Source organism: Rhizobium sp. BK377, assembly GCF_014193935.1.
GTDB lineage: Bacteria > Pseudomonadota > Alphaproteobacteria > Rhizobiales > Rhizobiaceae > Rhizobium.
Genome location: NZ_JACIAC010000001.1, coordinates 1,343,113 through 1,365,250 on the forward strand (window position 1 = coordinate 1,343,113; position 22,138 = coordinate 1,365,250).

Sequence of the window (22,138 nt, forward strand, 5' to 3'; positions counted from 1 at the left end):
CTTGGTGATTTTCTCGACGCCGCGACCATGCCATAAGGGCTGCTATGACAAAGATCGACCGCACGCCTACCAAAAACGATTTCGAGCATGTGACCGAGTGGGTCTTCGACCTCGACAACACGCTCTACCCGCATCACGTCAATCTCTTCGCGCAGATCGACAAGAACATGACGGCCTATGTCTCGACGCTCCTGCAGATGGAGCATGACGAGGCCCGCAAGCTGCAGAAGCAATATTATCTCGATCACGGCACGACGCTGCAGGGGCTGATGATCCATCATGGGGTGGATCCCAACGACTTCCTCGAAAAGGCGCATGCGATCGACTATTCGGCGCTGACCCCGCAGCCGGAACTCGCGGAAGCCATCAAGACCCTTCCTGGGCGCAAGTTCATCTTCACCAACGGCAGCGTCCGGCATGCACAGGCGACGGCAGGCGCACTCGGCATTCTCGACCATTTCGACGACATTTTCGATATTGTTGCGGCCGATTACCTGCCGAAGCCGGCGCAGGCGACCTATGACAAGTTCACGGCGCTGAAGCAGGTCGAGACAGGCAAGGCTGCGATGTTCGAGGACCTGCCGCGTAATCTCACCGTGCCGAAGGCTCTCGGCATGCAGACGGTTCTGCTCGTCCCGCGCAATCTGGAAGAGACGGTCGTGGAATGGTGGGAGAAAACGAGCGGCGAGGACGATCACATCGATTTCGTCACCGACGATCTTGCTGATTTCCTGAAGAAGATTACCGGCTAACTTACCAAAGTTTCATCTGTCTTACAGATGTTTAACTGGGCCGCAGCGCGGTTCGGTCCTACCTTTCGTAGCAAGGGACATCCTATGAAAGGACACACTGATATGTACCGCAACAAGCTTATCCTGACGGCGCTTTCCTCTGTTCTTCTTCTCGGCGCAGCCGCCGGGGCGAGCTTCGCAGCACCTAGCGACCGGCCCGATCGTCCGGACCACCACGGAAAAATGGGGCATGGCATGATGGGCGGTCCGCGTGGCGCAGCCTTCCGCGAAATCGCTTTTGTGCGTATGCTGAAGCAGTTCGACGCCAACAAGGACGGACAGGTTTCCAAGCAAGAAGCGACCGACGGCATGGAAAAGATCTTCGCCGCTATTGATACCAACCATGACGGCTCTTTGACCCCCGGCGAAATCCGCGAATACCGCGAGGCACAGTTCAAGGCCCGCCGTGAAACCGCCTCGGCCAAACAGGACGACGCGAATGACAATGCCGCGCCTGACATGGCCGACAACAATGATCATCGCCGCCCCGACCGCGACGGTCGTCACGGGATGCGCGCCCGCATCATGGGCGCCTCGCTGATGATGCACCGCATCGATACCGATCAGAACGGCCAGATCAGCAAGCAGGAGGCGGAGAACGCTTTCAGCAAATTCTTCGATCGTATGGACAGCAACAAGGACGGCGTGATCTCGATCGACGACATGCCGGACCGGCCCTTCCTTTAAGAGGGGACGACTGTTCTTTCCAAGATATCGCGAGGGGTGCCTCTCACCCGGAACCCTCTTCCCGCTTGCGGGGAGAGGGTTTTTGCTGCCGCGTTGGAGTTGCTATTCGCGGTGTTCGTAGAAGTCCTGTACGATCTTCCAGGCCTCGTCTGCGGTATCGACGAAGCTGATCAGGTTGACGTCTTCGGGCGCGATCGTGCCGAATTCGGCCAGTGCATCGAAATTGACGATGCTGTGCCAGAACTTCGAACCGAAGAGCAGCAGCGGGATACGTTCCATGCGGCCGGTCTGGATCAGTGTCAGGCATTCGAAGAATTCGTCGAGCGTGCCGAAGCCGCCGGGGAAGACGGCGACGGCCTTGGCGCGCACCATGAAATGCATCTTGCGGATTGCGAAATAGTGGAAATTGAAGCTGAGCTCGGGCGTTACATAGGCATTGGGCGCCTGCTCATGCGGCAGCACGATGTTGAGACCGATCGAAGGAGCTCCCTCATCCGCCGCACCGCGGTTTCCTGCTTCCATGACGCCAGGTCCGCCGCCGGTGACGACGACATATTCGTGGAAGTCGAAGCCGGCCGCATAACGCGAGCAGAGGCGGGCGAATTTGCGGGCTTCATCGTAATAGACCGATGCGGCTTCGAGGTTTGCACGCTGCGTTTCGTTGCGGGCGGCCCAAGCGCTCTGGCCTGGCGCCGGAATACGGGCGCCGCCGAACATGACGACGGTCGACGCGATGCCGCGCTCGGCCATCATCATCTCGACCTTCAGGAGTTCGAGCTGCAGGCGGATCGGGCGCAACTCCTCGCGGCAGAGGAAATCCTCGTCCACATAGGCAAGGCGATAGGCCGGCGAGAGCGTCTGAGGCGTCTTCGGAACCGCTTCCGCGCGCTGCCTGTCGCTCGAACTGCTCTTTAACGGATCCCAGACCCCGTCCCTGCGCCGTCCGCCGCCGTTTCTTGCCTTTGCCATTTCGAAATGCCTTTCAGTATCACCGGTCACAAGTGACCGGATATGTCGCTATAACGCCTTGAATCCAGATATGATCTTGTCCGAAAAATCATTCCATTTTACGGGTGCATGCTGTAGATCGGGTGACAACCCGCCAACCGCAATTCCGGAGACTCCGCTGTCTCCACGATAATGATCGAAGTTTAAGGAATTCCCATGAGCGCCATCGACCTCGCATCCCTCGAAAAGACCGTCGAAACTGCCTTCGACAATCGCGATAATGTGAACACGTCGACGAAGGGTGAAGTGCGCGATGCGGTCGAGGCGGCTCTGAACCTGCTCGATGAAGGCAAGGCACGTGTGGCCGAACGCGGCGCCGATGGCGCCTGGAAGGTCAATCAGTGGCTTAAGAAGGCCGTGCTGCTGTCTTTCCGCCTCAACGACATGGAAGTCGTCAAAGGCGGTCCCGGTCAGGCAACCTGGTGGGATAAGGTGCCTTCGAAGTTCGAAGGCTGGGGCGAGAACCAATTCCGCGCTGCCGGCTTCCGTGCCGTGCCGAGCGCTGTCGTGCGCCGCTCAGCCTATATTGCTCCGAATGCCATTCTGATGCCGTCCTTCGTCAATCTCGGGGCCTATGTCGGCGAAGGCACGATGGTCGACACCTGGGCGACCGTCGGTTCCTGTGCGCAAATCGGCAAGCATGTGCACCTCTCCGGCGGCGTCGGCATCGGCGGCGTTCTGGAGCCGATGCAGGCCGGTCCGACGATCATCGAGGACAATTGCTTCATCGGTGCGCGTTCGGAAGTTGTCGAAGGCTGCATCGTGCGTGAAGGCTCGGTGCTCGGCATGGGCGTCTTCATCGGCAAGTCGACCAAGATCGTCGACCGCGCCACCGGCGAGATCAGCTATGGCGAAGTACCGCCCTATTCGGTCGTCGTTGCGGGTTCGCTGCCATCCGACAAGACGATGGCAAACGGCCAGCAGGCGCCGAACCTCTATTGCGCCGTGATCGTCAAGCGCGTCGACGAGCAGACCCGTTCCAAGACGGGCATCAACGAACTGCTCCGAGATTGATGACAGCTCAGCGTTGATTCGGTAAACAATCGGCGTCTTTTTCGGCAAGGGGGTATCGCGCCTTGCCACGTCTTTGCCATTCCCACCGGATAATTCGACCGCTATGACCGTCACGAATCCTGTTGCCAATCTTCAGACGTTGATCCGCTGCCCATCCGTGACGCCGGCAGAAGGCGGCGCGCTTTCCGCGTTGGAAGCCATGCTTTCGCCGCTCGGATTCAAGGTCGATCGAATGATTGCGAAAGAAACCGGCACGCCCGATGTCGAAAACCTCTATGCCCGTCTCGGCACCGAGGGGCCGCATCTGATGTTTGCAGGCCATACCGATGTCGTGCCTGTCGGTGACGCCGACGCCTGGACTCACCCGCCCTTTGCAGCTGACATCGCCAATGGCGAGCTTTTCGGCCGCGGCGCAGTCGACATGAAGGGCGGCATTGCCTGTTTTGCCGCTGCCGTTGCCAGGCATGTCGAAAAGCATGGCGCACCGAAGGGCTCGATCTCCTTCTTGATCACCGGTGATGAGGAAGGCCCGTCAATCAACGGGACGATCAAGCTGTTGCGGTGGGCGACGGAGCGCGGAGAGACATGGGATGCCTGCGTCGTCGGCGAGCCAACCAATCCGAACAAGCTCGGCGACATGATCAAGATCGGCAGGCGCGGTTCGCTGTCCGGCAAGATCGTCGTGCATGGTGTGCAGGGGCATGCGGCCTATCCGCATCTTGCCGACAATCCGGTGCGCGGCATCCTGCAACTCACCCAGGCGCTGATGGAGCCGCCCTTTGACGGCGGAACGGACAATTTCCAACCGTCCAATCTCGAAGTGACGACTGTCGATGTCGGCAATCCGGCGACGAACGTCATTCCGGCAAAGGCTTCTGCGAGCTTCAACATCCGCTTCAACGACATCTGGACGGCAGATACGGTGCGGGCTGAAATCATCCGGCGCCTCGATGCGGCAGCGGCGGAAGGGGTGTTGCGGCCGGGCCGCACGCCAGTGAAATACGAGATCATCTGGGCCGACCGCCCGAGCCATGTTTTTCTGACCCGCAACAATGCGCTGATCGCCTCGCTGTCCTCGGCGGTCGAAAGCGTCACCGGCGCACCGCCGGCGCTGTCGACCACGGGCGGCACGTCGGATGCCCGGTTCATCAAGGATTATTGCCCGGTCGTGGAATTCGGCCTTGTCGGCCAGACCATGCACATGGTCGACGAACGGGTCGCGGTTGCCGATCTGGAGACACTGACGGCGATCTACGAGACCTTCATCGAACGTTGGTTTGAGAATGCCGGGGTTTAGAGAGGTTCAATATTATCTCGCCGGCATCTGGCTGCTGATCAAGCTCGACCCGCGCGGTTTCCGGTTCCTGGATCTATCGGATCGCGGCGTCAACCGCTCCTTCTGGGCGATCCTCTGGTGCCTGCCGCCGACGGGTATTTCCTGGCTTACGTTGCGCAACGGCTATCTCAGATCGATGCCACCGGAAGCTGATGTCGGCTATCCCTTCTATTTCCGGTTGGGGCTCGTCGAGCTTAGCAACTGGATCGTTCCGCTGATCTTTGCTGGCCTTGTCCTGCTTGCCTTGCGCATGGGCGAGCGTTTCGCGCCTGTTGTCGTCGGCGTCAACTGGCTCAATGTGCCGCTCGCCTACATCAACGGATTGTTGCTGTCGCTTGTCTTCTTCCTGCCGGGTTCTATCGACATCGTACGATTGCTGCTGCTCGTTTTTGTGCTGGCGCAAATTTTCGTGCTGGCGCGCGTTCTGCGGATGATCTGCCACGGGCACCTCCTTATGGTCAGCGCCCTGACTCTGGCGCTGATGGTGCCGCCGATGATGGTGTCGGACTATCTATTCAACTTCCTCGGCATTTCTCCGGCGTGATCAGCTCGGCTTTGACGACTTCACCATCTTCCTTGGCAAAGGTGCTGGGGGGAATTCCCGGACGGACATGGCCAGCGTGTTGCTTGGCGTGCCGCAGGCTGGATTAGGACAGATCCTCACCATCATCGTTTTCATCCGCTTGTTTGCGGCGATCGGCGATCACCTCGGGATAATCCACCTGCATGAAATAGAGCCCGTCCGGCGGCGCCACGGGACCGCAGGCCTTGCGGTCATGCGCGTCCAACGCTGCACGCACATCTTCAGGCGTCCACTTGCCCTCACCTGCAAGCTTCAGAGTTCCCGCGAAGGAGCGGATCTGATTGTGCAGGAAGCTCTGGGCAGTAGCGCGGATTTCGATCAGCTCGCCATTGCGGGTCACATCCAGCCGGTCGAGTGTGCGCACCGGGCTGTTTGCCTGGCAGTGAGCCGAACGGAAAGTCGAGAAATCGTGCCTGCCGACGAGCGTCTGGGCTGCGGCATGCATGACTTCATGATCGAGCGTCTTCGGCACCCACCATGCCTTGCCCGCCTCCAGCGCCAGCGGCGCACGGCGGCTGATGATGCGGTAGAGATAATGCCGGCGGAGTGCCGAAAAGCGCGCGTCGAAGAATTCGTTCGCCACCTCGACATCAAGGATCGCCACTTTCTCACCCGCAAGTTTCAGATGGGCATTCAGCGCGTTCTGCAGCTTGAAGGGAGACCAGTCCTTCGAAAGATCGGCATGGATGACCTGCCCCATGGCGTGGACGCCGGAATCGGTGCGCCCCGCGCCGCGGACGGACGCGGTGTCGCCGCTTGCCGAGAAGATCGCCCTTTCGATCGCGCCCTGCACCGAAGGTCCGTTATCCTGCCGCTGCCACCCGATGTAGGGCCCGCCGTCATATTCGACGATCATGCGGTATCTCGGCATCAGGCGAGCCTCGTGCCCGCAGCAAGCGGCGTGCCACGCAGGAAGTCGGCAGCGGCGAGCGGTTTGCCGCCGGCTTTCTGAAGCTTCGTAAGTCGAACGGCGGCGGTGCCGCAGGCAACCACGAGGTCATCGGTCAGGAGCGTGCCTTCTGTGCCCTCACCCGTTGCAAGCTCGGAGCCGAGCACCTTGACGCGCTCCACCTTACCATTGCTCTCAAGCTCGAACCAAGCGCCGGGGAAAGGTGAAAGGCCGCGAATATGATTGTGAACATCCCTGGCATCGCGGCTGAAATCGATACGCGTTTCCGCCTTGTCGATCTTGGCGGCATAGAACACGCCTTCGGCCGCCTGCGGGGTCAGCGGCAGGTCGTTCATTTCCAGTTTGACCATGGCTTCGGCCATCGCCTTGGCCCCAATATGCATCAACCTGTCATGCAGTTCGCCGGCCGTCATGTTGGGGCCGATCTCGACTTCGCGCGTCAGCGCCACGTCGCCGGTATCGAGGCCCTTGTCCATCTTCATGACCATCATGCCGGTCTTTTGGTCACCGGCCATGATCGCCCGCTGGATGGGGGCAGCGCCGCGCCAGCGCGGTAGCAGCGAGGCATGTCCGTTATAGCAGCCGTAGCGCGTGCCGGTCAGGATCGCCTCGGGCAACAGCAGTCCATAGGCGACGACGACGCCGACATCGGCACCGAGCGCGCGAAAGCGCTCACGCTCTTCAGGGTCCTTGAAATTGACCGGCGTAAAGACCGGCAGGCCGAGCAGCTCGGCGGCCTGGTGTACCGGCGATTTCTGAAGATCGAGCCCGCGCCGTCCACCCGGCCGAGGCGGCTGCGTATAGACGGCAACGATCCGGTGGCCGGCGTCGACGAGCAGGCGCAGCGTCGGGACGGAGAAGTCAGGCGTTCCCATGAAAACGATACGAAGAGACATTCTATCTCGCCAATTGAGGATCAACCGTCTTCAAACGGGTTTGCGAGCTCATAAGCAAGCCCGCTCGAAATCTTTCGTATGCGCGGCTGCCAGCCCGTTCAGAGCACCTTGGATTTGGCAGCCTTGGTGAACTTCTTGATCACCATTTCGCGCTTCAGCCGCGAGATATGATCGATGAAGAGAACGCCGTTCAGGTGGTCGATCTCGTGCTGGAGACAGGTCGCCAGAAGTCCGTCGGCCTCGACGCTTTGTTCCTTGCCTTCGCGGTCCAGATATTTGACCGTCACCTTCGCGGGGCGTTCGACTTCTGCATAATAATCCGGAATGGAAAGGCAGCCCTCTTCATAGACAGAACGATCGTCCGAGGAGTTGACGATTTCCGGATTGATGAAGACGAGCGGCTGCTTTTCCTCACCTTCCTTCGACAGATCGATGACAAGCATGCGGCGCGGGACGCCGATCTGGATTGCGGCAAGGCCGATGCCCGGCGCATCGTACATGGTTTCCAGCATGTCATCGGAAAGACGCTGGAGGTCGGCATCAACCCGCTCGAACGGCTTGGAAACCTGACGGAGAACGGGATCGGGAAGAATGATGAGTGGCTTGATGGTCATGGCGTTCCCATAACCCATCTTTTCACGCTAGGGAATTATCCGCCGGGCAGGGATTGCGGTTTTTTGCAACGCCTGCCCGGGTTTTTGCCTCGATTGTTCAGGCCGCGCGGCGGGCGGCACCGGCTGCCTGCCGGCTTTCAGCGCGTGCGCGGAAACGCTGCAGAAGCTCTATGAGGTTTTCAACCTCATCCTTCAGCCTACGGGTTTCGGCGGACGTACGCTCCACCATGCCGGAGTTCTGCTGAGTGATGGTGTCCATATTGCGGATTGCGACGCTGACCTCGTTCACTCCCGTCGCCTGATCGCGGGCGGCTGCGGCGATATCGGCGACGAAGCTGTTGATGATGTCGATGCGGCTGATCATATCGCTCAGCGCTTCACCCGTGCTGCTGACGATGTTGACGCCCTCGTTCACCTGCGTCGAGCTTTGGGAGATCAGATTCTTGATTTCCTTGGCGGCATCGGCGGTGCGCTGGGCAAGCTGACGTACTTCCTGCGCGACGACCGCAAAGCCCTTACCGGCATCGCCGGCGCGCGCAGCTTCGACGCCGGCATTCAGTGCCAGCAGGTTGGTCTGGAAAGCGATCTCGTCGATGACGCCGATGATCTTGGCGATTTCGGTAGAGGACTTCTCGATACCCGCCATGGCCGAAACGGCGCTGGTGACGAGTTCGCCGGAATTCTTGGCCTTCTCCTGCGTTTCCCGCACGGCGCTTGACGCCTTCTCGGCATTGGCAGCGGTCTGGCTGACGCTGACGGAGAGCTGCTGCAGCGCCGCCGAGCTTTCTTCGACGCCAGCTGCCTGCTGCGCGGTGCGCAAGGCGAGATCGTCGGTGGCCTTGGACATCACATCGGCGCCTTCAAGAATGTGGCCGGACGTCGTGCGGACCGACGCAAAGGAATCACGCAGCGCGCCGACCGCCCTGTTGTAGTCCTCTGCCATTCCGCGGAAATCGCCGGGCAGATCGGAGGGTAGCGTTGCTTCCAGGTCACCGCGCGACAATGCTTCGAGGCCGCGGCGCAGATGTTCCAGCGCCAGCGCCTGATCGGCTTCGGCCCGGGCGCGCTCTTCTTCCAGCACGCGGCGCTTTTCATCAAGCGCTTCCAGGTAAACCGAGATGGAATAGTCCATATCGAGCATTGCCGCCTTGATGACGGCGGTCAGCTTTTCGGCGAGCGCCTTTCCCTGCTGGCGGGCAAAGAGCGATGGCCACTGCTTTTCCATCAGGCCACGGACGAGTTCCGACATGACAAGCGCATAACCGCCGATATACCAGCGCGGCTCCAGACCAATGCGGGCATGGGTGCGACCGACGGCCGCAACACCATTCACGTAACTCTCGTCGAAATTGCCGCCCGAAAGATTGCCCCAATGCTCCTGCTGGCGCTTTTTGGCGTGGCCCATATGGGCCTTATTGGAGAAGAAGCCTGCTACCGCCGGCGTCTTTGCAAGTTTGCCGTAGAACTTGTCGAGCGCGTCGCCGAGAAGTTCCGAGATCGCCGGCCGCAGCTCCCGCAGGTTCTTGCGTGCCTCATCGTCAAGCTCAATGAAGTCAAGGCGCTGCCTGAGGGCATTATTGGTCTGCTGGGAAGTCATGGGGATCTCTATCTGGCGCGGATGCGGAGGGAAATTGCAGCGTCAGATTTGGCGAATATGGTTTAGCAATCGTTAAACGTGCGACCAATTTTTCTTCCGCTCCAGTTAATTAGCGTCATTCCCACCGGTGATACGGCGTGGATTGTTCACGTTTTGATCTGGATATTGTCGTTTATTTTGTTATGGTGCAGCATGACCGCGACATCCGACTCACTCACCATTTCCTTGCCGATACTGAGCCCCGGCGTGCTTGCACTTGCTGGAGGCGCACTCGCCGTTCTCATCCTCGTGACAATCGTGTTTGCCTTGCGCAATGCGGGCATCCGGCGCGAGGAAGCGGAAGAGGCCAATCTTCGCGCCGCCGAAAGCGAGGCGCGCATGGCAGAACTTCTGAAAATACAGGCGGAGATGCAGGGACGCATCTCGACCATGACGGAAGTCTTCGGTGCACGGCAGGCCGAGCTCAACCATGCGATCAACCAGCGCCTCGACGGCATGTCACAGCGCATGAATTCGACGCTGACCGAGCAGACCAAATCGACGCATGACAACCTGCAGAAGCTGCAGGAGCGCCTGGCGGTGATCGATATTGCCCAGAATAATATTCAAACGCTCGCCAAGGATGTCGTCGGGCTGCAGGCCATTCTTTCCAACAAGCAGACGCGTGGCGCTTTCGGCCAGTCGCGTATGGAGACGATCGTCGCAGACGGCCTGCCCATGGGCGCCTATGCTTTCCAGCAGACGCTTTCGAATGGCTCGCGACCGGACTGCACGATCAGGATGCCGAACGGTGCACCGCCGCTGGTGATCGACGCGAAGTTTCCGCTCGAGGCGTGGAACGCGATCCGCGATGCAGGCAGTACGGATGCCGGTAAACTTGCCGGTCAGCAGTTTCGCCGTGATATGGAAGTTCACATCAAGGATATTTCAGAGAAATATCTGATCCAGGGCGAGACGCAGGACACGGCTTTTCTCTTCGTTCCCTCGGAATCGATCTTTGCTGAAATTCACGAAAATTTCGAGGCGATCGTGCAGAAGGCTCACCGCGCGCGCGTCGTTATCGTCTCGCCTTCGCTCCTGATGCTGTCGATCCAAGTCATTCAGGCCGTGCTGAAAGACCAGCGCATGCGGGCGCAGGCGCATGTCATCCAAGGCGAAGTCGCCCTCCTGATGGATGATCTCGGCCGGCTGGACGAGCGGGTGCGCAAGTTGCAGGGGCACTTCTCGCAGACGCAGCGCGATGTGGACCAGATCATCACCTCGGCGGACAAACTCACCAAGCGCGGTGCGAAGATCGAGGCACTGGAATTCGAAGCAGGCGGCGACGGCAAGCAAGCGCAGGTGAGCGAGCCGCTGGCGAAGTCAGTCGAAAGCAGGACCGGCCTGCTCAAGCTCAGGGTAGTTGACGAGGAGTGATCGCTTCGGCAGTGTCGCGACCCGAAGCAAGGACAGACATGCCATGATCACAGTTTTCGGCTCCATCAACATGGACCTTATCGCCACCACCGAGCGCCTGCCGAAGCCCGGCGAGACAGTTGCCGGTAACAGCTTTGCAACGGCTGCCGGCGGCAAGGGCGCAAATCAGGCACTCGCCGCCCGGCGGGCAGGCCGTTATGTCCATATGGCAGGCGCTGTCGGCAAGGATACGTTTGCCGAAGGTGCGCTCGAACTGCTCGACGGCGCCGGCACCGATCTTTCCCGCGTCAGCCATGTCGACGGACCGACCGGCACAGCCCTCATTCTCGTCGGCGGCGACGGCGAGAACATGATCGCGGTCATTCCCGGCGCGAACGGCGAGGTGAACGGCGACAATGCCGAGGCTGCCGTCGATGCCATGAACGAGGGCGATATTCTGATGCTGCAGCTCGAGGTTCCGGTCGTGGCGGTCGAGCGGGCGCTTGCCGCCTCTCGCGCCAAGGGCATCACCAGCATTCTCAATCTTGCCCCGCTCATTCCGGATGCGCCGCGCCTCGGCCGGCTGGCCGATATCGTCATTGCCAACGAGACCGAATTCGAGCGGCTGGCGGGACAGGAGAACATGAGTGCTGGCGATCGTGAGGCGGCGTTGGAGCGCCTGCATGCCGAGACCGCCCAGACCCTGATCGTCACGCTCGGCGGCGATGGCGTCATCGCGATCCGGGATGGTCAGATCGCGCGTGCACAGGGCCTCGTCATCGAACCCGTCGACACGGTCGGCGCCGGCGATACGTTCTGCGGCTACTTCGCAGCAAGCCTCGATGAAGGGCTGGATTTCAACTCGGCTCTCCGTCGTGCAGCGGTCGCCGGCTCGCTCGCCTGCCTGAAGGCGGGAGCACAACCCTCCATACCGCTCGCCGCCGAAGTCGCAGACAGACTATAATCTGATCTAACCACGAACAGTCGATGAAACGGCACCCTCATTTTGGGGTGGCGCCCTGGTTTTGCGGCCGAAATACAGCGAATTTCATTCAAATTTAAGAGATTTCTGGCGATCATTCCGGTGATCGAACCTCGTCCATCCGCGATAGTGGTTCGCCCCTATTTATGGCTGCTCCATGATGGAGCGACGCCTTACCCGCTGTGCCGAAGAATGGCCCTTCGGCGCGTCCTTGCCCGAGGAACACATGTTCATTTTCAGAATGAAATCGCTTGCGGCGAAACTTATCGTCATTACCGGTGTTGCCATCGCACTGGTGCTTGTCGCTTCAAACCTCTTCCTCATCGATCAGACTCGCAATCGCGTTCAGACCCTCACGCTCGATCAGGCAAACTCGGAAGCCAAGTCGATCGCCAATGAGATTGCCGCTAATGTCGGCGAGCTGGCGAGCGCTGCCCGTACCATGTCGGGCGTCGTCGGGCGCGGACATGAAGGCAAGATCCTCGACCGCAAGGGCATCATCAGCATTCTGAAATCCAACCTCGAACAGAACGCTTTCGCCTTCGGCAGCTGGTTCTGCGAACAGCTCGGCGCATTCGATGGCAAGACTACGGAAATCGCCAACAACAACGACGAAGGCACCAACAAGGTTGGCGCCTTCACGCCTTACTGGTCGAAGAACAGGACCGGCGACATCCAGTTCTCGACCTTCGAAAACGATTACACTGCCGAATGGTGGAAGCTTGCTGCCGATAGCGGTAAGGGCGCAATCACGGCGCCCTACCTCGCCGAGGGCACCGACGTTCCGACCCTGCTGACCTCGATTGCCTATCCGGTGATGTCCGGCGGCAAGATGATCGGTGTGGAAGGCGTCGATATTTCGCTGAAGTCGCTCACTGACAAGGTGCAGGCACTGCGCCCCTTCGGCTCCGGCCGCGTGACGCTGATCGCCCAGAACGGCAACTGGATCGTTGCTCCGCTGCCCAACCTGATGTCCAAGCCTTATGGCGACAATCCCGGCTCGGCTGACGTAAAGGCTGCGCTTTCGTCCATGAAGGTCGGCCTCGTCAAGAACCTGAGCTTCGACGGCCTCGATCCATTCGACCGCGTTGTCTATCCCTTCGCCGTACCCGGCCTGAACGCCAACTGGGTCGTGCTGGTCGACGTCCCGCACACGGCAATGAATGCGCCGGTTCAGGACCAGACCTTCATGATGGTCATCAACGGCATCATCGTGCTCGGAGCCGTGCTGCTCGCGCTCTATTTCGCCGTCCGCACGCTTGTTCAGCGTCCGCTCGCCGGTCTCGTTTCCAGCGTCAAGGGGCTGAGCGACGGAAAATACGACGAGACGGTCGCCGGCCAGAACCGTGCCGACGAAATCGGCTCGGTCGCCAAGGCTCTCGAAGGCTTCCGCTTCGCGCTTGCGGATACGCGGCGCCTCGAAGCCGAGGCGGACAGCCAGCGCCTTGCGGCCGAAACCGAACGCGGCCGCTCGGAATCGGAACGCCAACAATCGGTCAACCTGCAGCGTCACATCGTCTCGATCGTCGGCGCGGGCCTTTCCGAACTGTCACAGGGCAATCTCGGCCACCGCATCACAGAGGAATTCCCCGGCGAATACGGCAAGCTCAAGCAGGACTTCAATGCCGCTCTTGCAAGCCTTGAGGAAACCATCAACACGATGAACCTCAGCGTCGTCAACATCGGCTCCGGCACAGGTGAAATCAGCAACAGCGCCTCTGATCTTGCCAAGCGTACCGAGCAGCAGGCGGCGAGCCTCGAAGAGACGGCAGCGGCGCTCAACGAGCTGACTGCCCAGGTCAATTCCAGCGCCGAGAATGCCCGTACGGCGGCCGACAATGTCAATCTCGCCTGCGAAGACGCCGAGAAGTCAGGTGAAGTCGTCAAGAAGGCGATTGCCTCCATGCACGGCATCGAACAGTCCTCGACGGAAGTTTCGCGCATCATCGGCGTCATCGACGAGATCGCTTTCCAGACGAATCTCCTGGCTCTGAATGCGGGTGTCGAAGCGGCCCGCGCCGGCGAAGCAGGCAAGGGCTTCGCGGTCGTGGCACAGGAAGTCAGGGAACTCGCTCAGCGTTCGGCAAATGCCGCCAAGGAGATCAAGACACTCATCAACACCTCGGCCGTGCAGGTCAAGGAAGGCGTCGACCTCGTCGGCCGCGCCGGCGATACGCTGCACAAGATCGCCGAACAGGTGATGGGCATCGACGGCCTCATCCGCCAGATCTCGGCATCGGCAAGCGAACAGGCCGTCGGCCTCAAGGAAATCAACCAAGCCGTGAACCAGATGGATCAGGTCACGCAGCAGAATGCCGCGATGGTGGAAGAAACCACCGCAGCCAGCGTGACGCTGAACGACGAGGCTCAGACGCTGAAGGAGCTGGTCACTCGCTTCCGTGTCTCCGGGCAGAGTAATGCAGCGGCACTGCGCTCCACCGCGCAGCAGATGCGTGCGCCGGCTGCTCCGGCACAACGCGCGGCTGCTCCGGCGCCGCGCCGGGCCGCTGCCAAGTCGCTCGGCTCGACCGCTGTCGCTCAGGACAATTGGGAAGAGTTCTGATTGCTGAACGCATGACAAGAAAAAGGCGCCTGATCCCTCGGGCGCCTTTTTTGCATTCAGGGCAGATCGTCAGACGTCAGGCAGCGTTCGACGTCTGCTCTTCGTTGAGGAAGGCATAAATCGCGGATGCGGAATCGGTCGCGCGTAACTTGGCGACCAGATCATGGTCGCGCAGGACGCGGGCGATGCGTGAAAGCGCCTTCAGATGATCGGCGCCCGCACCTTCGGGCGCCAGAAGCAGAAACACCAAATCGACGGGCTGATCGTCCAACGCTTCGAAGTCGACGGGCTGTTCCAGCCGAGCGAAAATACCGACGATGGAGTGGATATTGACGAGCTTGCCGTGGGGAATGGCGATGCCGTTGCCGACGCCGGTCGAGCCCAGACGTTCGCGCTGCAGGATCACATCGAAGATTTCCCGCTCGGAAAGCCCCGTCGTTTTGGAGGCTTTTGCTGCCAATTCCTGAAGCAACTGTTTCTTGGAATTTACCCTGAGGGCGGGAATGATCGCATCCTGGTGCAGCAAATCTGCCAATGCCATTTCTTTTTCCTTCTGTCGCCGAAATCAGGATTTGAGAGAGCAGCACCTTGCGCCGCTCCCTCGTCCTGATCTCAGCCTTTGATATTGGCCGAATCGATCCAGCCAATATTTCCGTCGTGACGACGGTAAACGATGTTGATTTGTTCCTTGCCGGGGCTGCGGAACAGGAGAAGCGGCTCGTCGGTCATGTCAAGCGCCATGACGGCGGTTGCGACAGACATCGTCTTGAGCTGCTTCGTGCTTTCGGCGACGATGGCCGGAGCGAAATCGTCCGGGACCTCGTCTTCATGATCGGGAACCGCATCCATGACGGTATAGGCGACTTCTGCAAAGCCGTTGCCGTTCAGATGATTTCCGGCGTGGTGATCCTTGAGCTTCCGCTTGTAGCGGCGCAGGCGCTTCTCGATACGCTCGGATGCCGCATCGAAGGCAATCTGCGGATCCATGGCCTCGCCTGCGGCATGCAGCACGACGCCACTATCGAGATGAAGCTTACAATCGGCGGAAAAACGAGAATTCGACTTTTCCACGATCACTTGGCCGGAATATCCCCCGTCGAAGTATTTCGTGACGGCCAAACCAATTTGGTCCTCAATCTTTTGACGGAACGAGTCACCAATTTCCATATGTTTACCGGATACACGCACACTCATGGAGTTTCCCTTCTTATGGTCGTTTGCGAGTATCAGTTTACGCCAAGCCTTAACCTCATCCAAGCACTTCGCGCAATCTCAAGCAAGATGAGCTCAAGTCTGCGTGTCCCTGGTGCCATGAGGATGATGGGGATAATGCCCGGATGCCCTTCGCTGCTCCGATTGCGGCGGGCTTCTAGCGACAGCTTTCCGGAAAGTCAATAGTCTGGCGCGACGAAACCCAGCACACACGGAAAACGTGCAGCGGAAATCACTGAAATGGGAGGGTCTCCACCATAAACGATTCCTGGCGGCGGCCATAAAGCTCATCCTTGCGTTGCAACTCAGAAGCCGGCGACCTTCGCCAGCGCGCGTTTTTCCCTGCGGCGCTGGACGGAGGAGGCGATGTTCATCGCCTCTCGGTATTTGGCGACCGTCCGACGAGCGAGATCGATCCCACCCTTCTTGAGCATATCGACGATGTCGTCGTCGGAGAGCACCGCATCTGGACTTTCCTGCAGGATCAGCGCGCGAATCTTGTGGCGAACGGCTTCGGCAGAATGGCTGTCGCCGCCCTCGACTGAGCTAATCGAAACCGTGAAAAAATACTTCAGCTCGAAGAGGCCGCGTGGCGTCAGCATGTATTTATTCGAGGTGACGCGGCTGACCGTCGATTCATGCATCTTGATCGCCTCGGCCACCGTCTTCAGGTTCAGTGGCCGCAGATGATCCACTCCATGCAAGAGGAAGGCATCCTGCTGGCGCACGATCTCGCTTGCGACCTTCATGATGGTCTTGGCGCGCTGGTCGAGGCTGCGCGTCAGCCAGTTGGCGCTCTGCAGACATTCGGAGAGGAAGGCATGATCCTCGCCGTTCTTCGCTACGTGCGAGAAATAAGACTGATTGACGAGAACCCGCGGCAACGTATCCGGATTGAGCTCGACCAGCCAGGCGCCATCCGAGGAAGGGCGAACGACGACGTCAGGCATGATCGCCTCTGAAACGCCAGCCTCAAAACCGCTGCCTGGCTTCGGATTGAGCTGGCGAATTTCGGCGAGCATCTCGAGCAGGTCTTCCTCATCGACGCCGCAGAGGCGCTTCAGGGTGATGAAGTCACGCCGTGCCAGCAGTTCGAGATTTTCGACCAGCGCCTGCATGGCGGGATCGAAACGATCCTTCTGGCGAAGCTGGATCGCCAGACATTCGGCAAGGCTGCGGGCAAAGACGCCTGGCGGATCGAGCGTCTGCAGCGCTAAGAGCACGCGCTCGATGTCTGCTGCGTCGGTACCGAGACGCTCGCCGGCTTCCGCGACATCTGCCTGCAGATAGCCGGTATCGTCGAGCTGATCGACGAGATTCTGGGCAATTAGGCGATCGGCCATATCGGGCAGTATGAAGGGTATCTGCTGGGCGAGATGATCACGTAAGGAAACCTGGCCTGCGACGAAATCGTCGAGATCGTAATTGTCAGCACCTTCGGCGCTGCCCGGCATCGATTTCCACTGGCTGATGAGTTCCGGTGCGTCGAGACGCTGCGGCGCGCCGTCATCAGGGAAGACATTGGTGTAATTGGAATCCAGCTCGTCGCTCAGCCGGCTTGAGCTGCCATTATCGTACCAGTCGCCGGACAGCGTTTCGCTAGGGTCCTCATATTCTCCGTCACCCGCATCATCCGTTTGCGGAGTGTGTGGTTCGTCCGCAGCCTCGCCGCGTTCGCCGCCCTCGCCTTCGCCCGACGGAAATTCCAGGAGCGGGTTCTTCTCCACTTCCTGGGCGATGAACTGAGTGAGTTCGACATGCGTCATCTGCAGCAACTGGATGGATTGCATCAGTTGCGGTGTCATCACCAGGGACTGGTTCTGTCTCAGAAAAAGATTGGCAGACAGGGCCATGGCGGACGCGAAACTCCCTCGACTCCTCCAGGAAACCGCGTCCGATCAAGGCTTCGGGCCACGGAAATCCGAGTTGGCCCAAAAATTGCTTTTTTATCCTATTTGGTCAAGCGGAACTATGCCGCAGCCGCAATTTTCTGTCGTCCGGGACTGGTTCAGAGACTGAAATTGTCGCCCAAGTAAAGCCGGCGCACTTCCGGATTGTTGACGATATCGTTCGCACGCCCATGGGTCAGCACTTCGCCGGCATGAATAATATAAGCGCGGTCGATCAGCCCCAACGTTTCACGCACATTGTGATCGGTGATCAAAACACCGATGCCGCGTGCCGTCAAATGATGCACAAGGTTCTGAATATCGGCAACCGAGATCGGGTCGACACCGGCAAAGGGCTCGTCGAGCAGCATGAAGGTCGGGTCGGTCGCAAGCGCGCGGGCAATTTCCAGGCGCCGGCGCTCACCGCCCGAGAGAGCCACAGCCGCGCTCTTGCGGAGCTTCGCGATGTGAAACTCCTCGAGCAATTCGTCGAGCTTGCGCTCGCGCGCCGCCTTGTCCTTTTCATGCACCTCGAGGACGGCGCGGATATTCTCCTCCACCGTCAGCCCACGGAAGATCGAGGCTTCCTGCGGCAGGTAGCCGACACCGAGGCGGGAGCGGCGATACATGGGCATCGTCGTCACGTCGTTGCCGTCGATTTCAATCGTTCCCTCATCGACCGGCACAAGACCGGTGATCATGTAGAAACAAGTGGTCTTACCAGCGCCGTTCGGTCCCAGAAGACCCACGGCCTCACCACGCCGCACGACCAGCGAAACGCCATTGACGACACGGCGCGTCGCATAGGTCTTGGTCAGACCGCGTGCGATCAGCGTTCCCTGATAACGGGCCTTGTCAACAGGAGCCGCGGCTTCCGTCGCGGCTCTGCCGGACTTGGTGGATAAGGAGAATAGCTTCACGTGAAAGGCCGACTTCTCAGTTCTGCTTTGGCTGCTGACTCGGCTGCGATTTCGGGTCGAGCTGAATCTGGACACGACCACCGCAGCTTTCAAGCTCTGCCTGACCGGTCGCCATGTGAACCGTGAGCTGGCAGCCAGTAAAGACGTTCGGTCCGTCGGTGAGCACGACCTTCTTGCCGGTAAGGATAAAGACCTGCGAGGTCATGTCGAAATTGCCATCATCGGCTGTTGCGGTCTGCGTTCCCGAGGTCAGGTAGACCTTATCGGTCACCAGAATCTTATCGATATCCGCGCTGCCCGAAGCAAGCGAGTTCGATTGTTCGGCAGCAGCCTGTGCCGGCTGGGCAGCAGGTGCCGGCTGGGCAGCGCCGCCCGTTTGGGGCTGCTTCGCCTTATCCTTGTAATAGACCGTCATCTTGCCGGCCTGTAGCGTCGTCGTACCCTGAACGACCTTGACGTCGCCGGTAAAGAGCGCCGTGTGCTCCTGGTCATGGATTTCCAGTTTGTTGCTTTCAATCTGGATCGGCTGATCACTGGAAAGTTTCATACCTGGCATCGTCGTCGACTGGGCGGCCGCCCCCGCGACCGACAGAACGAAGGCAAGCGCGCCGGTGATGAAAGCTACGCCAGTCTTGCAAGTTGAAATGCGACAATCTTTTGTCATGTGACCCGGCTCTTTAGGTGCCCTGTTTATGGATGGTGGATGATTCAACATTCATGCGAACATTCCCCTCGAATGTGATCGCGCGCCCCTTATCCGTTATATTCATGGTGCGCGCAACAATCGAAGTATTGTCCTTGGTAATTCTGACGGGATCCTCGGTCGACATGTTTCCGCCCTTGATATCGAGATGGGCGGACTGAAAATTCGCAACCAGACCGCTGCTCAAGACGAGCGTGAACGGCGCCGTCATGTGAAGGTTGTCGGTCGCGCGATTGAAATCTGCCGTTGCGGCAGTAACGCGAGCCATCAGACCGTCATTCATCGGTACGGCGGCCTTGATCGTCTCGAGCGTGATGAGGTCGGGATTGCGGATGTCCTGAAGAGCGCGTTCGGCGAGCATCGAATAGTTGATGCCGTCGGAGTTACGTCCGGCGATCGCCGGCTTTTCCATCACCACCTTGCCGTTTTCGATCTTGGCGCCCTCGATCTTGATGGTTTCCGGGAGGTACGTGCGGATCACCGAGACCGCAATGAAGATGAAGGAAATAATGAGAGCTGCGACCGGCAGCAAGAACTTCAGGCGACGGACACGCGTGGAATGGAACCGGGCAAGGCCATAGGCGCTGTCCTTTGGCCCTGCGTATGCGGGCTTCCCGTTATTCCTGAGGGTATCGAGCATATGCCTGGTCCGTGTGTGATGATTGCGCCGCTTATATAGCGATGCCAGCGTCAATCACAGTTCGTTTCGCATTATTACATTGGCTTGCCAATATGGATTTTTTTCTGCAACAAGCAACTAAACCGAAAATAGCGGGTTTCCGGGCATTTTCTCGCGGCAGCTTGCGCCTTATTTCCTCAGCGGCGACCGCTGGGTTGCATCTCTGGAGGTTGAAATGGACAGCTCGATCATCGCAGACCGCCGGCTGCTGCGCCGCAGACTTGGCTTCTGGCGCCTTACCGCGGTCGTGCTGCTCGTTGCGCTCGGCTTTGCGCTTTATAATTTTGCCTTCAGCGAAGGCAGCACCGCGCGGCCGCATGTCGCCCATGTGACTGTCTCTGGGCTGATCACCGACGATGACGAGCTGCTCGAGCGGCTGGAAAAGATCAAGGACAATGATCAGGTCAAGGCAGTCGTGATCTCGATTTCCTCGCCCGGAGGCACGACTTATGGCGGCGAAAAGATTTTCAAGGCGATCCGGGCTATTGCAGAGAAGAAGCCCGTCGTCTCCGACGTCAGGACGCTTGCAGCTTCCGCCGGCTACATGATCGCGACGGCAGGCGATACGATCATCGCCGGCGAAAGTTCGATCACCGGCTCTATCGGCGTCATCTTCCAGTATCCGCAGGTCCAGCCACTTCTCGACAAGCTCGGCGTCTCGCTGCAGGAGATCAAATCCTCTCCGCTCAAGGCCGAACCCTCGCCGTTCCACGATACCAGCGAGGAAGCCAAGGCCATGATCCGCAACATGGTTCTCGACAGCTACGATTGGTTCGTCAACCTCGTAGCGGACCGGCGCAAATTGCCGCACGATGAGGTGCTGAAGCTTGCAGATGGAACTATCTACACAGGCCGACAAGCGCTCAAGGTGAAGCTCATTGACGCCATCGGCGGAGAGCCGGAAATCCGCGCCTATCTGACCTCGCGAAACGTCAGCGCCAAACTGCCGGTCGTCGACTGGGACAAGAAGAGCAACACGCCATTTCTGCTCGCTGAAGCTGTTTCTCGGTTGATTACGATCCTTGGTTATGGCGATCTTGTCAAAGGCCAGGATCTGAACGGCATCCTGCCCCCAAAGTTGCTCCTTGACGGGCTGCTTTCAGTTTGGCAGGTTGGCCAGGATTGAATAAGAAATCAATAATTTAAGGGGGCGACCGTGATCAAGTCCGAATTGGTGCAGATAGTTGCGGCACGCAATCCGCATCTCTACCATCGGGATGTGGAAAATATCGTCAACGCGGTCCTCGACGAGATCACTGATGCGCTTGCCGCCGGCAACCGTGTCGAACTGCGCGGCTTCGGCGCATTTTCCGTAAAGAACCGCCCTTCCCGCTCCGGTCGCAATCCGCGCACCGGCGATACGGTCTTCGTCGAGGAGAAGTGGGTTCCTTTCTTCAAGACTGGCAAGGAACTGCGCGAGCGCCTGAATCCCGGACAGGCAGACGAAGAGGATTGATCCTCGACACCGCGCATCACGCCGCACTTGAACTTCGCCGCCGCACTTCTATTCTGGCGTCCATGAAGCTTGCCTTCGCTAAACCGGCGCGGAGAACGAAATGACCAAGAAGATCATCAACCTTTTGATTTTGCTGCCGCTTGGTATCATCCTGATCATCTTCTGCGTCGCCAACCGGCAGAGTGTGACGCTCGCCTTCAATCCGTTCCGGCCGGAAGATCAGGTTCTTTCCCTGGCCGCGCCCTTCTTCGTTTTCCTGCTGATCGCCTTCATCATCGGCATGCTGGTGGGCTCTGCTGCGACCTGGTTCAATCAAGGCAAACACCGCAGGCGCGCACGCGTAGAAGCTAAGGAAGCAATCCGCTGGCAGGGTGAAGCTGACCGCCATAAGACGCGGGCGGAAGAGATCGCCGGGCAATTACCCTCGCGGTGATTGCCGCTATTCCGTCGTTGCGGGAGTGAAACTCAGCTCTTCATAATCGCCTTCGGTCGAGGCGCCCCTGCCGGTGACCTGGAAGCCGTGCGCCAGATAGAAGGTCTTTGCGTGGCTGTTGTTGACGAGGCATTTCAGCCGATATGTGTGTTTCGGCCAGGCGGGAAGCGATTGCAGCAAGGCGGCTCCCGCGCCTTTGCCCTGAAATTCGGGCAAGACATAGAGCATATGGATGAAGTCATCCGCCGCCCAGATCGAGATGAAACCGGCTATCCTGCCGTCAGGTGCCTCGCAGACGGAAACGACTTCGCCATTGGTATGGGCCGCAAAGTCCTCTCTGTGAAATTTGCCGGGGTCGACCCAAGTGAAAGTCTGCCGCCGAACGGTCAGATAGAGTTCCGCAAGCTTTATCGTGTCTTCGGGGCGGTTCGGCCGGATTTTCCAGTTCATGGATCTTGCGTGAAACGAGT

The 22,138-nt window shown here is 59.3% G+C and carries 23 protein-coding genes; 11 read left to right on the plus strand and 12 right to left on the minus strand.

Annotation, left to right across the window (positions count from 1 at the left end):
* The first annotated feature begins 44 nt into the window (after nt 1-44).
* Together FHT92_RS06650 and FHT92_RS06655 are read left to right on the plus strand one after the other, a co-directional pair.
* The gene (locus FHT92_RS06650) at nt 45-752 is read left to right on the plus strand and encodes a pyrimidine 5'-nucleotidase (RefSeq protein ID WP_183823334.1); all 708 of its coding nucleotides are present in this window, start codon (nt 45-47) and stop codon (nt 750-752) included.
* A 102-nt stretch (nt 753-854) separates the two neighbouring features.
* A complete protein-coding gene (locus FHT92_RS06655; RefSeq protein ID WP_183823844.1) occupies nt 855-1,478 on the plus strand; it encodes an EF-hand domain-containing protein in 624 nt (207 codons plus the stop codon).
* A 102-nt stretch (nt 1,479-1,580) separates the two neighbouring features.
* Here the strand turns inward: FHT92_RS06655 and FHT92_RS06660 are convergent, their stop codons facing one another.
* On the minus strand, nt 1,581-2,447 hold the full coding sequence (locus FHT92_RS06660; protein ID WP_183746259.1) for an LOG family protein: 867 nt from the start codon (nt 2,445-2,447) through the stop codon (nt 1,581-1,583).
* Nucleotides 2,448-2,642: 195 nt separating this feature from the next.
* Here FHT92_RS06660 and dapD point away from each other — a divergent pair, with 195 nt between their 5' ends.
* The 3 genes from dapD to FHT92_RS06675 all read left to right on the plus strand — a co-directional run bounded on the left by dapD (nt 2,643) and on the right by FHT92_RS06675 (nt 5,380).
* Nucleotides 2,643-3,500: a 2,3,4,5-tetrahydropyridine-2,6-dicarboxylate N-succinyltransferase gene (gene dapD, locus FHT92_RS06665; RefSeq protein ID WP_183823336.1), complete on the plus strand. Its 858-nt coding sequence runs from the start codon at nt 2,643-2,645 to the stop codon at nt 3,498-3,500.
* 103 nt (nt 3,501-3,603) lie between these two features.
* The gene (gene dapE, locus FHT92_RS06670; RefSeq protein WP_183823338.1) at nt 3,604-4,797 is read left to right on the plus strand and encodes a succinyl-diaminopimelate desuccinylase; all 1,194 of its coding nucleotides are present in this window, start codon (nt 3,604-3,606) and stop codon (nt 4,795-4,797) included.
* Nucleotides 4,784-5,380, plus strand: a complete 597-nt coding sequence (locus FHT92_RS06675) for a hypothetical protein (protein WP_183746250.1) — start codon at nt 4,784-4,786, stop codon at nt 5,378-5,380. Before dapE ends, FHT92_RS06675 begins: the two co-directional genes overlap by 14 nt.
* A 103-nt stretch (nt 5,381-5,483) precedes the next feature.
* Here FHT92_RS06675 and truA read toward each other — a convergent pair whose 3' ends face one another.
* The 4 genes from truA to FHT92_RS06695 all read right to left on the minus strand — a co-directional run bounded on the left by truA (nt 5,484) and on the right by FHT92_RS06695 (nt 9,436).
* Nucleotides 5,484-6,290 carry a tRNA pseudouridine(38-40) synthase TruA gene (gene truA, locus FHT92_RS06680; protein WP_183823340.1) on the minus strand — a complete coding sequence of 269 codons (807 nt, stop codon included), beginning with the start codon at nt 6,288-6,290 and terminating at the stop codon, nt 5,484-5,486.
* Entirely contained in the window at nt 6,290-7,225 is a 936-nt protein-coding gene (fmt, locus tag FHT92_RS06685) for a methionyl-tRNA formyltransferase (RefSeq protein WP_183823342.1), read from the minus strand. The genes truA and fmt overlap by 1 nt, the downstream gene beginning before the upstream one ends.
* Before the next feature lie 98 nt (nt 7,226-7,323).
* Nucleotides 7,324-7,839 carry a peptide deformylase gene (gene def / locus FHT92_RS06690; protein ID WP_183823344.1) on the minus strand — a complete coding sequence of 172 codons (516 nt, stop codon included), beginning with the start codon at nt 7,837-7,839 and terminating at the stop codon, nt 7,324-7,326.
* Between the two features lie 97 nt (nt 7,840-7,936).
* Complete coding sequence (locus FHT92_RS06695) at nt 7,937-9,436, minus strand: globin-coupled sensor protein (protein ID WP_183823345.1); 1,500 nt, start codon at nt 9,434-9,436, stop codon at nt 7,937-7,939.
* A 192-nt stretch (nt 9,437-9,628) separates the two neighbouring features.
* Here FHT92_RS06695 and FHT92_RS06700 point away from each other — a divergent pair, with 192 nt between their 5' ends.
* The 3 genes from FHT92_RS06700 (at nt 9,629) to FHT92_RS06710 (ending at nt 14,376) form a co-directional block, all read left to right on the plus strand.
* Nucleotides 9,629-10,852, plus strand: a complete 1,224-nt coding sequence (locus FHT92_RS06700) for a DNA recombination protein RmuC (RefSeq protein ID WP_183823347.1) — start codon at nt 9,629-9,631, stop codon at nt 10,850-10,852.
* 43 nt (nt 10,853-10,895) lie between these two features.
* Nucleotides 10,896-11,795, plus strand: coding sequence for a ribokinase (locus FHT92_RS06705; protein WP_183746236.1), 900 nt, complete (start codon nt 10,896-10,898; stop codon nt 11,793-11,795).
* Nucleotides 11,796-12,039: 244 nt separating this feature from the next.
* Nucleotides 12,040-14,376 (plus strand): methyl-accepting chemotaxis protein, encoded by a 2,337-nt coding sequence (locus FHT92_RS06710; protein ID WP_183823349.1) that lies wholly within the window; start codon nt 12,040-12,042, stop codon nt 14,374-14,376.
* Nucleotides 14,377-14,452: 76 nt separating this feature from the next.
* Here the strand turns inward: FHT92_RS06710 and ptsN are convergent, their stop codons facing one another.
* The 6 genes from ptsN to lptC all read right to left on the minus strand — a co-directional run bounded on the left by ptsN (nt 14,453) and on the right by lptC (nt 19,740).
* Complete coding sequence (gene ptsN, locus FHT92_RS06715; protein WP_183746231.1) at nt 14,453-14,917, minus strand: PTS IIA-like nitrogen regulatory protein PtsN; 465 nt, start codon at nt 14,915-14,917, stop codon at nt 14,453-14,455.
* A gap of 71 nt (nt 14,918-14,988) precedes the next feature.
* Complete coding sequence (gene hpf / locus FHT92_RS06720) at nt 14,989-15,570, minus strand: ribosome hibernation-promoting factor, HPF/YfiA family (RefSeq protein WP_183746508.1); 582 nt, start codon at nt 15,568-15,570, stop codon at nt 14,989-14,991.
* A gap of 323 nt (nt 15,571-15,893) precedes the next feature.
* Nucleotides 15,894-17,441 (minus strand): RNA polymerase factor sigma-54, encoded by a 1,548-nt coding sequence (gene rpoN, locus FHT92_RS06725; RefSeq protein ID WP_183746228.1) that lies wholly within the window; start codon nt 17,439-17,441, stop codon nt 15,894-15,896.
* 155 nt (nt 17,442-17,596) lie between these two features.
* Entirely contained in the window at nt 17,597-18,397 is an 801-nt protein-coding gene (gene lptB, locus FHT92_RS06730; protein WP_183823351.1) for an LPS export ABC transporter ATP-binding protein, read from the minus strand.
* Between the two features lie 16 nt (nt 18,398-18,413).
* On the minus strand, nt 18,414-19,061 hold the full coding sequence (locus tag FHT92_RS06735) for an LptA/OstA family protein (protein ID WP_183746222.1): 648 nt from the start codon (nt 19,059-19,061) through the stop codon (nt 18,414-18,416).
* A gap of 13 nt (nt 19,062-19,074) precedes the next feature.
* Nucleotides 19,075-19,740, minus strand: a complete 666-nt coding sequence (gene lptC / locus FHT92_RS06740) for an LPS export ABC transporter periplasmic protein LptC (protein WP_183746219.1) — start codon at nt 19,738-19,740, stop codon at nt 19,075-19,077.
* 214 nt (nt 19,741-19,954) lie between these two features.
* Here lptC and sppA point away from each other — a divergent pair, with 214 nt between their 5' ends.
* The 3 genes from sppA to FHT92_RS06755 all read left to right on the plus strand — a co-directional run bounded on the left by sppA (nt 19,955) and on the right by FHT92_RS06755 (nt 21,668).
* Nucleotides 19,955-20,905, plus strand: coding sequence for a signal peptide peptidase SppA (gene sppA / locus FHT92_RS06745; RefSeq protein WP_183823353.1), 951 nt, complete (start codon nt 19,955-19,957; stop codon nt 20,903-20,905).
* 30 nt (nt 20,906-20,935) lie between these two features.
* The gene (locus FHT92_RS06750; RefSeq protein ID WP_003544934.1) at nt 20,936-21,235 is read left to right on the plus strand and encodes an integration host factor subunit beta; all 300 of its coding nucleotides are present in this window, start codon (nt 20,936-20,938) and stop codon (nt 21,233-21,235) included.
* A 100-nt stretch (nt 21,236-21,335) separates the two neighbouring features.
* Nucleotides 21,336-21,668, plus strand: a complete 333-nt coding sequence (locus tag FHT92_RS06755; RefSeq protein WP_183823355.1) for a LapA family protein — start codon at nt 21,336-21,338, stop codon at nt 21,666-21,668.
* Nucleotides 21,669-21,674: 6 nt separating this feature from the next.
* Here FHT92_RS06755 and FHT92_RS06760 read toward each other — a convergent pair whose 3' ends face one another.
* Nucleotides 21,675-22,118: a GNAT family N-acetyltransferase gene (locus tag FHT92_RS06760; RefSeq protein ID WP_183746210.1), complete on the minus strand. Its 444-nt coding sequence runs from the start codon at nt 22,116-22,118 to the stop codon at nt 21,675-21,677.
* Between the last annotated feature and the right edge of the window lie 20 nt (nt 22,119-22,138).

What these genes read in the sequence shown, in the direction of transcription:
- FHT92_RS06650 (WP_183823334.1), top strand. Translation starts at nt 45, where the DNA reads ATGACAAAGATCGACCGCACGCCTACCAAAAACGATTTCGAGCATGTG.
- FHT92_RS06655 (WP_183823844.1), top strand. Translation starts at nt 855, where the DNA reads ATGTACCGCAACAAGCTTATCCTGACGGCGCTTTCCTCTGTTCTTCTT.
- FHT92_RS06660 (WP_183746259.1), bottom strand. Translation starts at nt 2,447, where the DNA reads ATGGCAAAGGCAAGAAACGGCGGCGGACGGCGCAGGGACGGGGTCTGG.
- dapD (WP_183823336.1), top strand. Translation starts at nt 2,643, where the DNA reads ATGAGCGCCATCGACCTCGCATCCCTCGAAAAGACCGTCGAAACTGCC.
- dapE (WP_183823338.1), top strand. Translation starts at nt 3,604, where the DNA reads ATGACCGTCACGAATCCTGTTGCCAATCTTCAGACGTTGATCCGCTGC.
- FHT92_RS06675 (WP_183746250.1), top strand. Translation starts at nt 4,784, where the DNA reads ATGCCGGGGTTTAGAGAGGTTCAATATTATCTCGCCGGCATCTGGCTG.
- truA (WP_183823340.1), bottom strand. Translation starts at nt 6,290, where the DNA reads ATGCCGAGATACCGCATGATCGTCGAATATGACGGCGGGCCCTACATC.
- fmt (WP_183823342.1), bottom strand. Translation starts at nt 7,225, where the DNA reads ATGTCTCTTCGTATCGTTTTCATGGGAACGCCTGACTTCTCCGTCCCG.
- def (WP_183823344.1), bottom strand. Translation starts at nt 7,839, where the DNA reads ATGACCATCAAGCCACTCATCATTCTTCCCGATCCCGTTCTCCGTCAG.
- FHT92_RS06695 (WP_183823345.1), bottom strand. Translation starts at nt 9,436, where the DNA reads ATGACTTCCCAGCAGACCAATAATGCCCTCAGGCAGCGCCTTGACTTC.
- FHT92_RS06700 (WP_183823347.1), top strand. Translation starts at nt 9,629, where the DNA reads ATGACCGCGACATCCGACTCACTCACCATTTCCTTGCCGATACTGAGC.
- FHT92_RS06705 (WP_183746236.1), top strand. Translation starts at nt 10,896, where the DNA reads ATGATCACAGTTTTCGGCTCCATCAACATGGACCTTATCGCCACCACC.
- FHT92_RS06710 (WP_183823349.1), top strand. Translation starts at nt 12,040, where the DNA reads ATGTTCATTTTCAGAATGAAATCGCTTGCGGCGAAACTTATCGTCATT.
- ptsN (WP_183746231.1), bottom strand. Translation starts at nt 14,917, where the DNA reads ATGGCATTGGCAGATTTGCTGCACCAGGATGCGATCATTCCCGCCCTC.
- hpf (WP_183746508.1), bottom strand. Translation starts at nt 15,570, where the DNA reads ATGAGTGTGCGTGTATCCGGTAAACATATGGAAATTGGTGACTCGTTC.
- rpoN (WP_183746228.1), bottom strand. Translation starts at nt 17,441, where the DNA reads ATGGCCCTGTCTGCCAATCTTTTTCTGAGACAGAACCAGTCCCTGGTG.
- FHT92_RS06735 (WP_183746222.1), bottom strand. Translation starts at nt 19,061, where the DNA reads ATGACAAAAGATTGTCGCATTTCAACTTGCAAGACTGGCGTAGCTTTC.
- lptC (WP_183746219.1), bottom strand. Translation starts at nt 19,740, where the DNA reads ATGCTCGATACCCTCAGGAATAACGGGAAGCCCGCATACGCAGGGCCA.
- sppA (WP_183823353.1), top strand. Translation starts at nt 19,955, where the DNA reads ATGGACAGCTCGATCATCGCAGACCGCCGGCTGCTGCGCCGCAGACTT.
- FHT92_RS06755 (WP_183823355.1), top strand. Translation starts at nt 21,336, where the DNA reads ATGACCAAGAAGATCATCAACCTTTTGATTTTGCTGCCGCTTGGTATC.
- FHT92_RS06760 (WP_183746210.1), bottom strand. Translation starts at nt 22,118, where the DNA reads ATGAACTGGAAAATCCGGCCGAACCGCCCCGAAGACACGATAAAGCTT.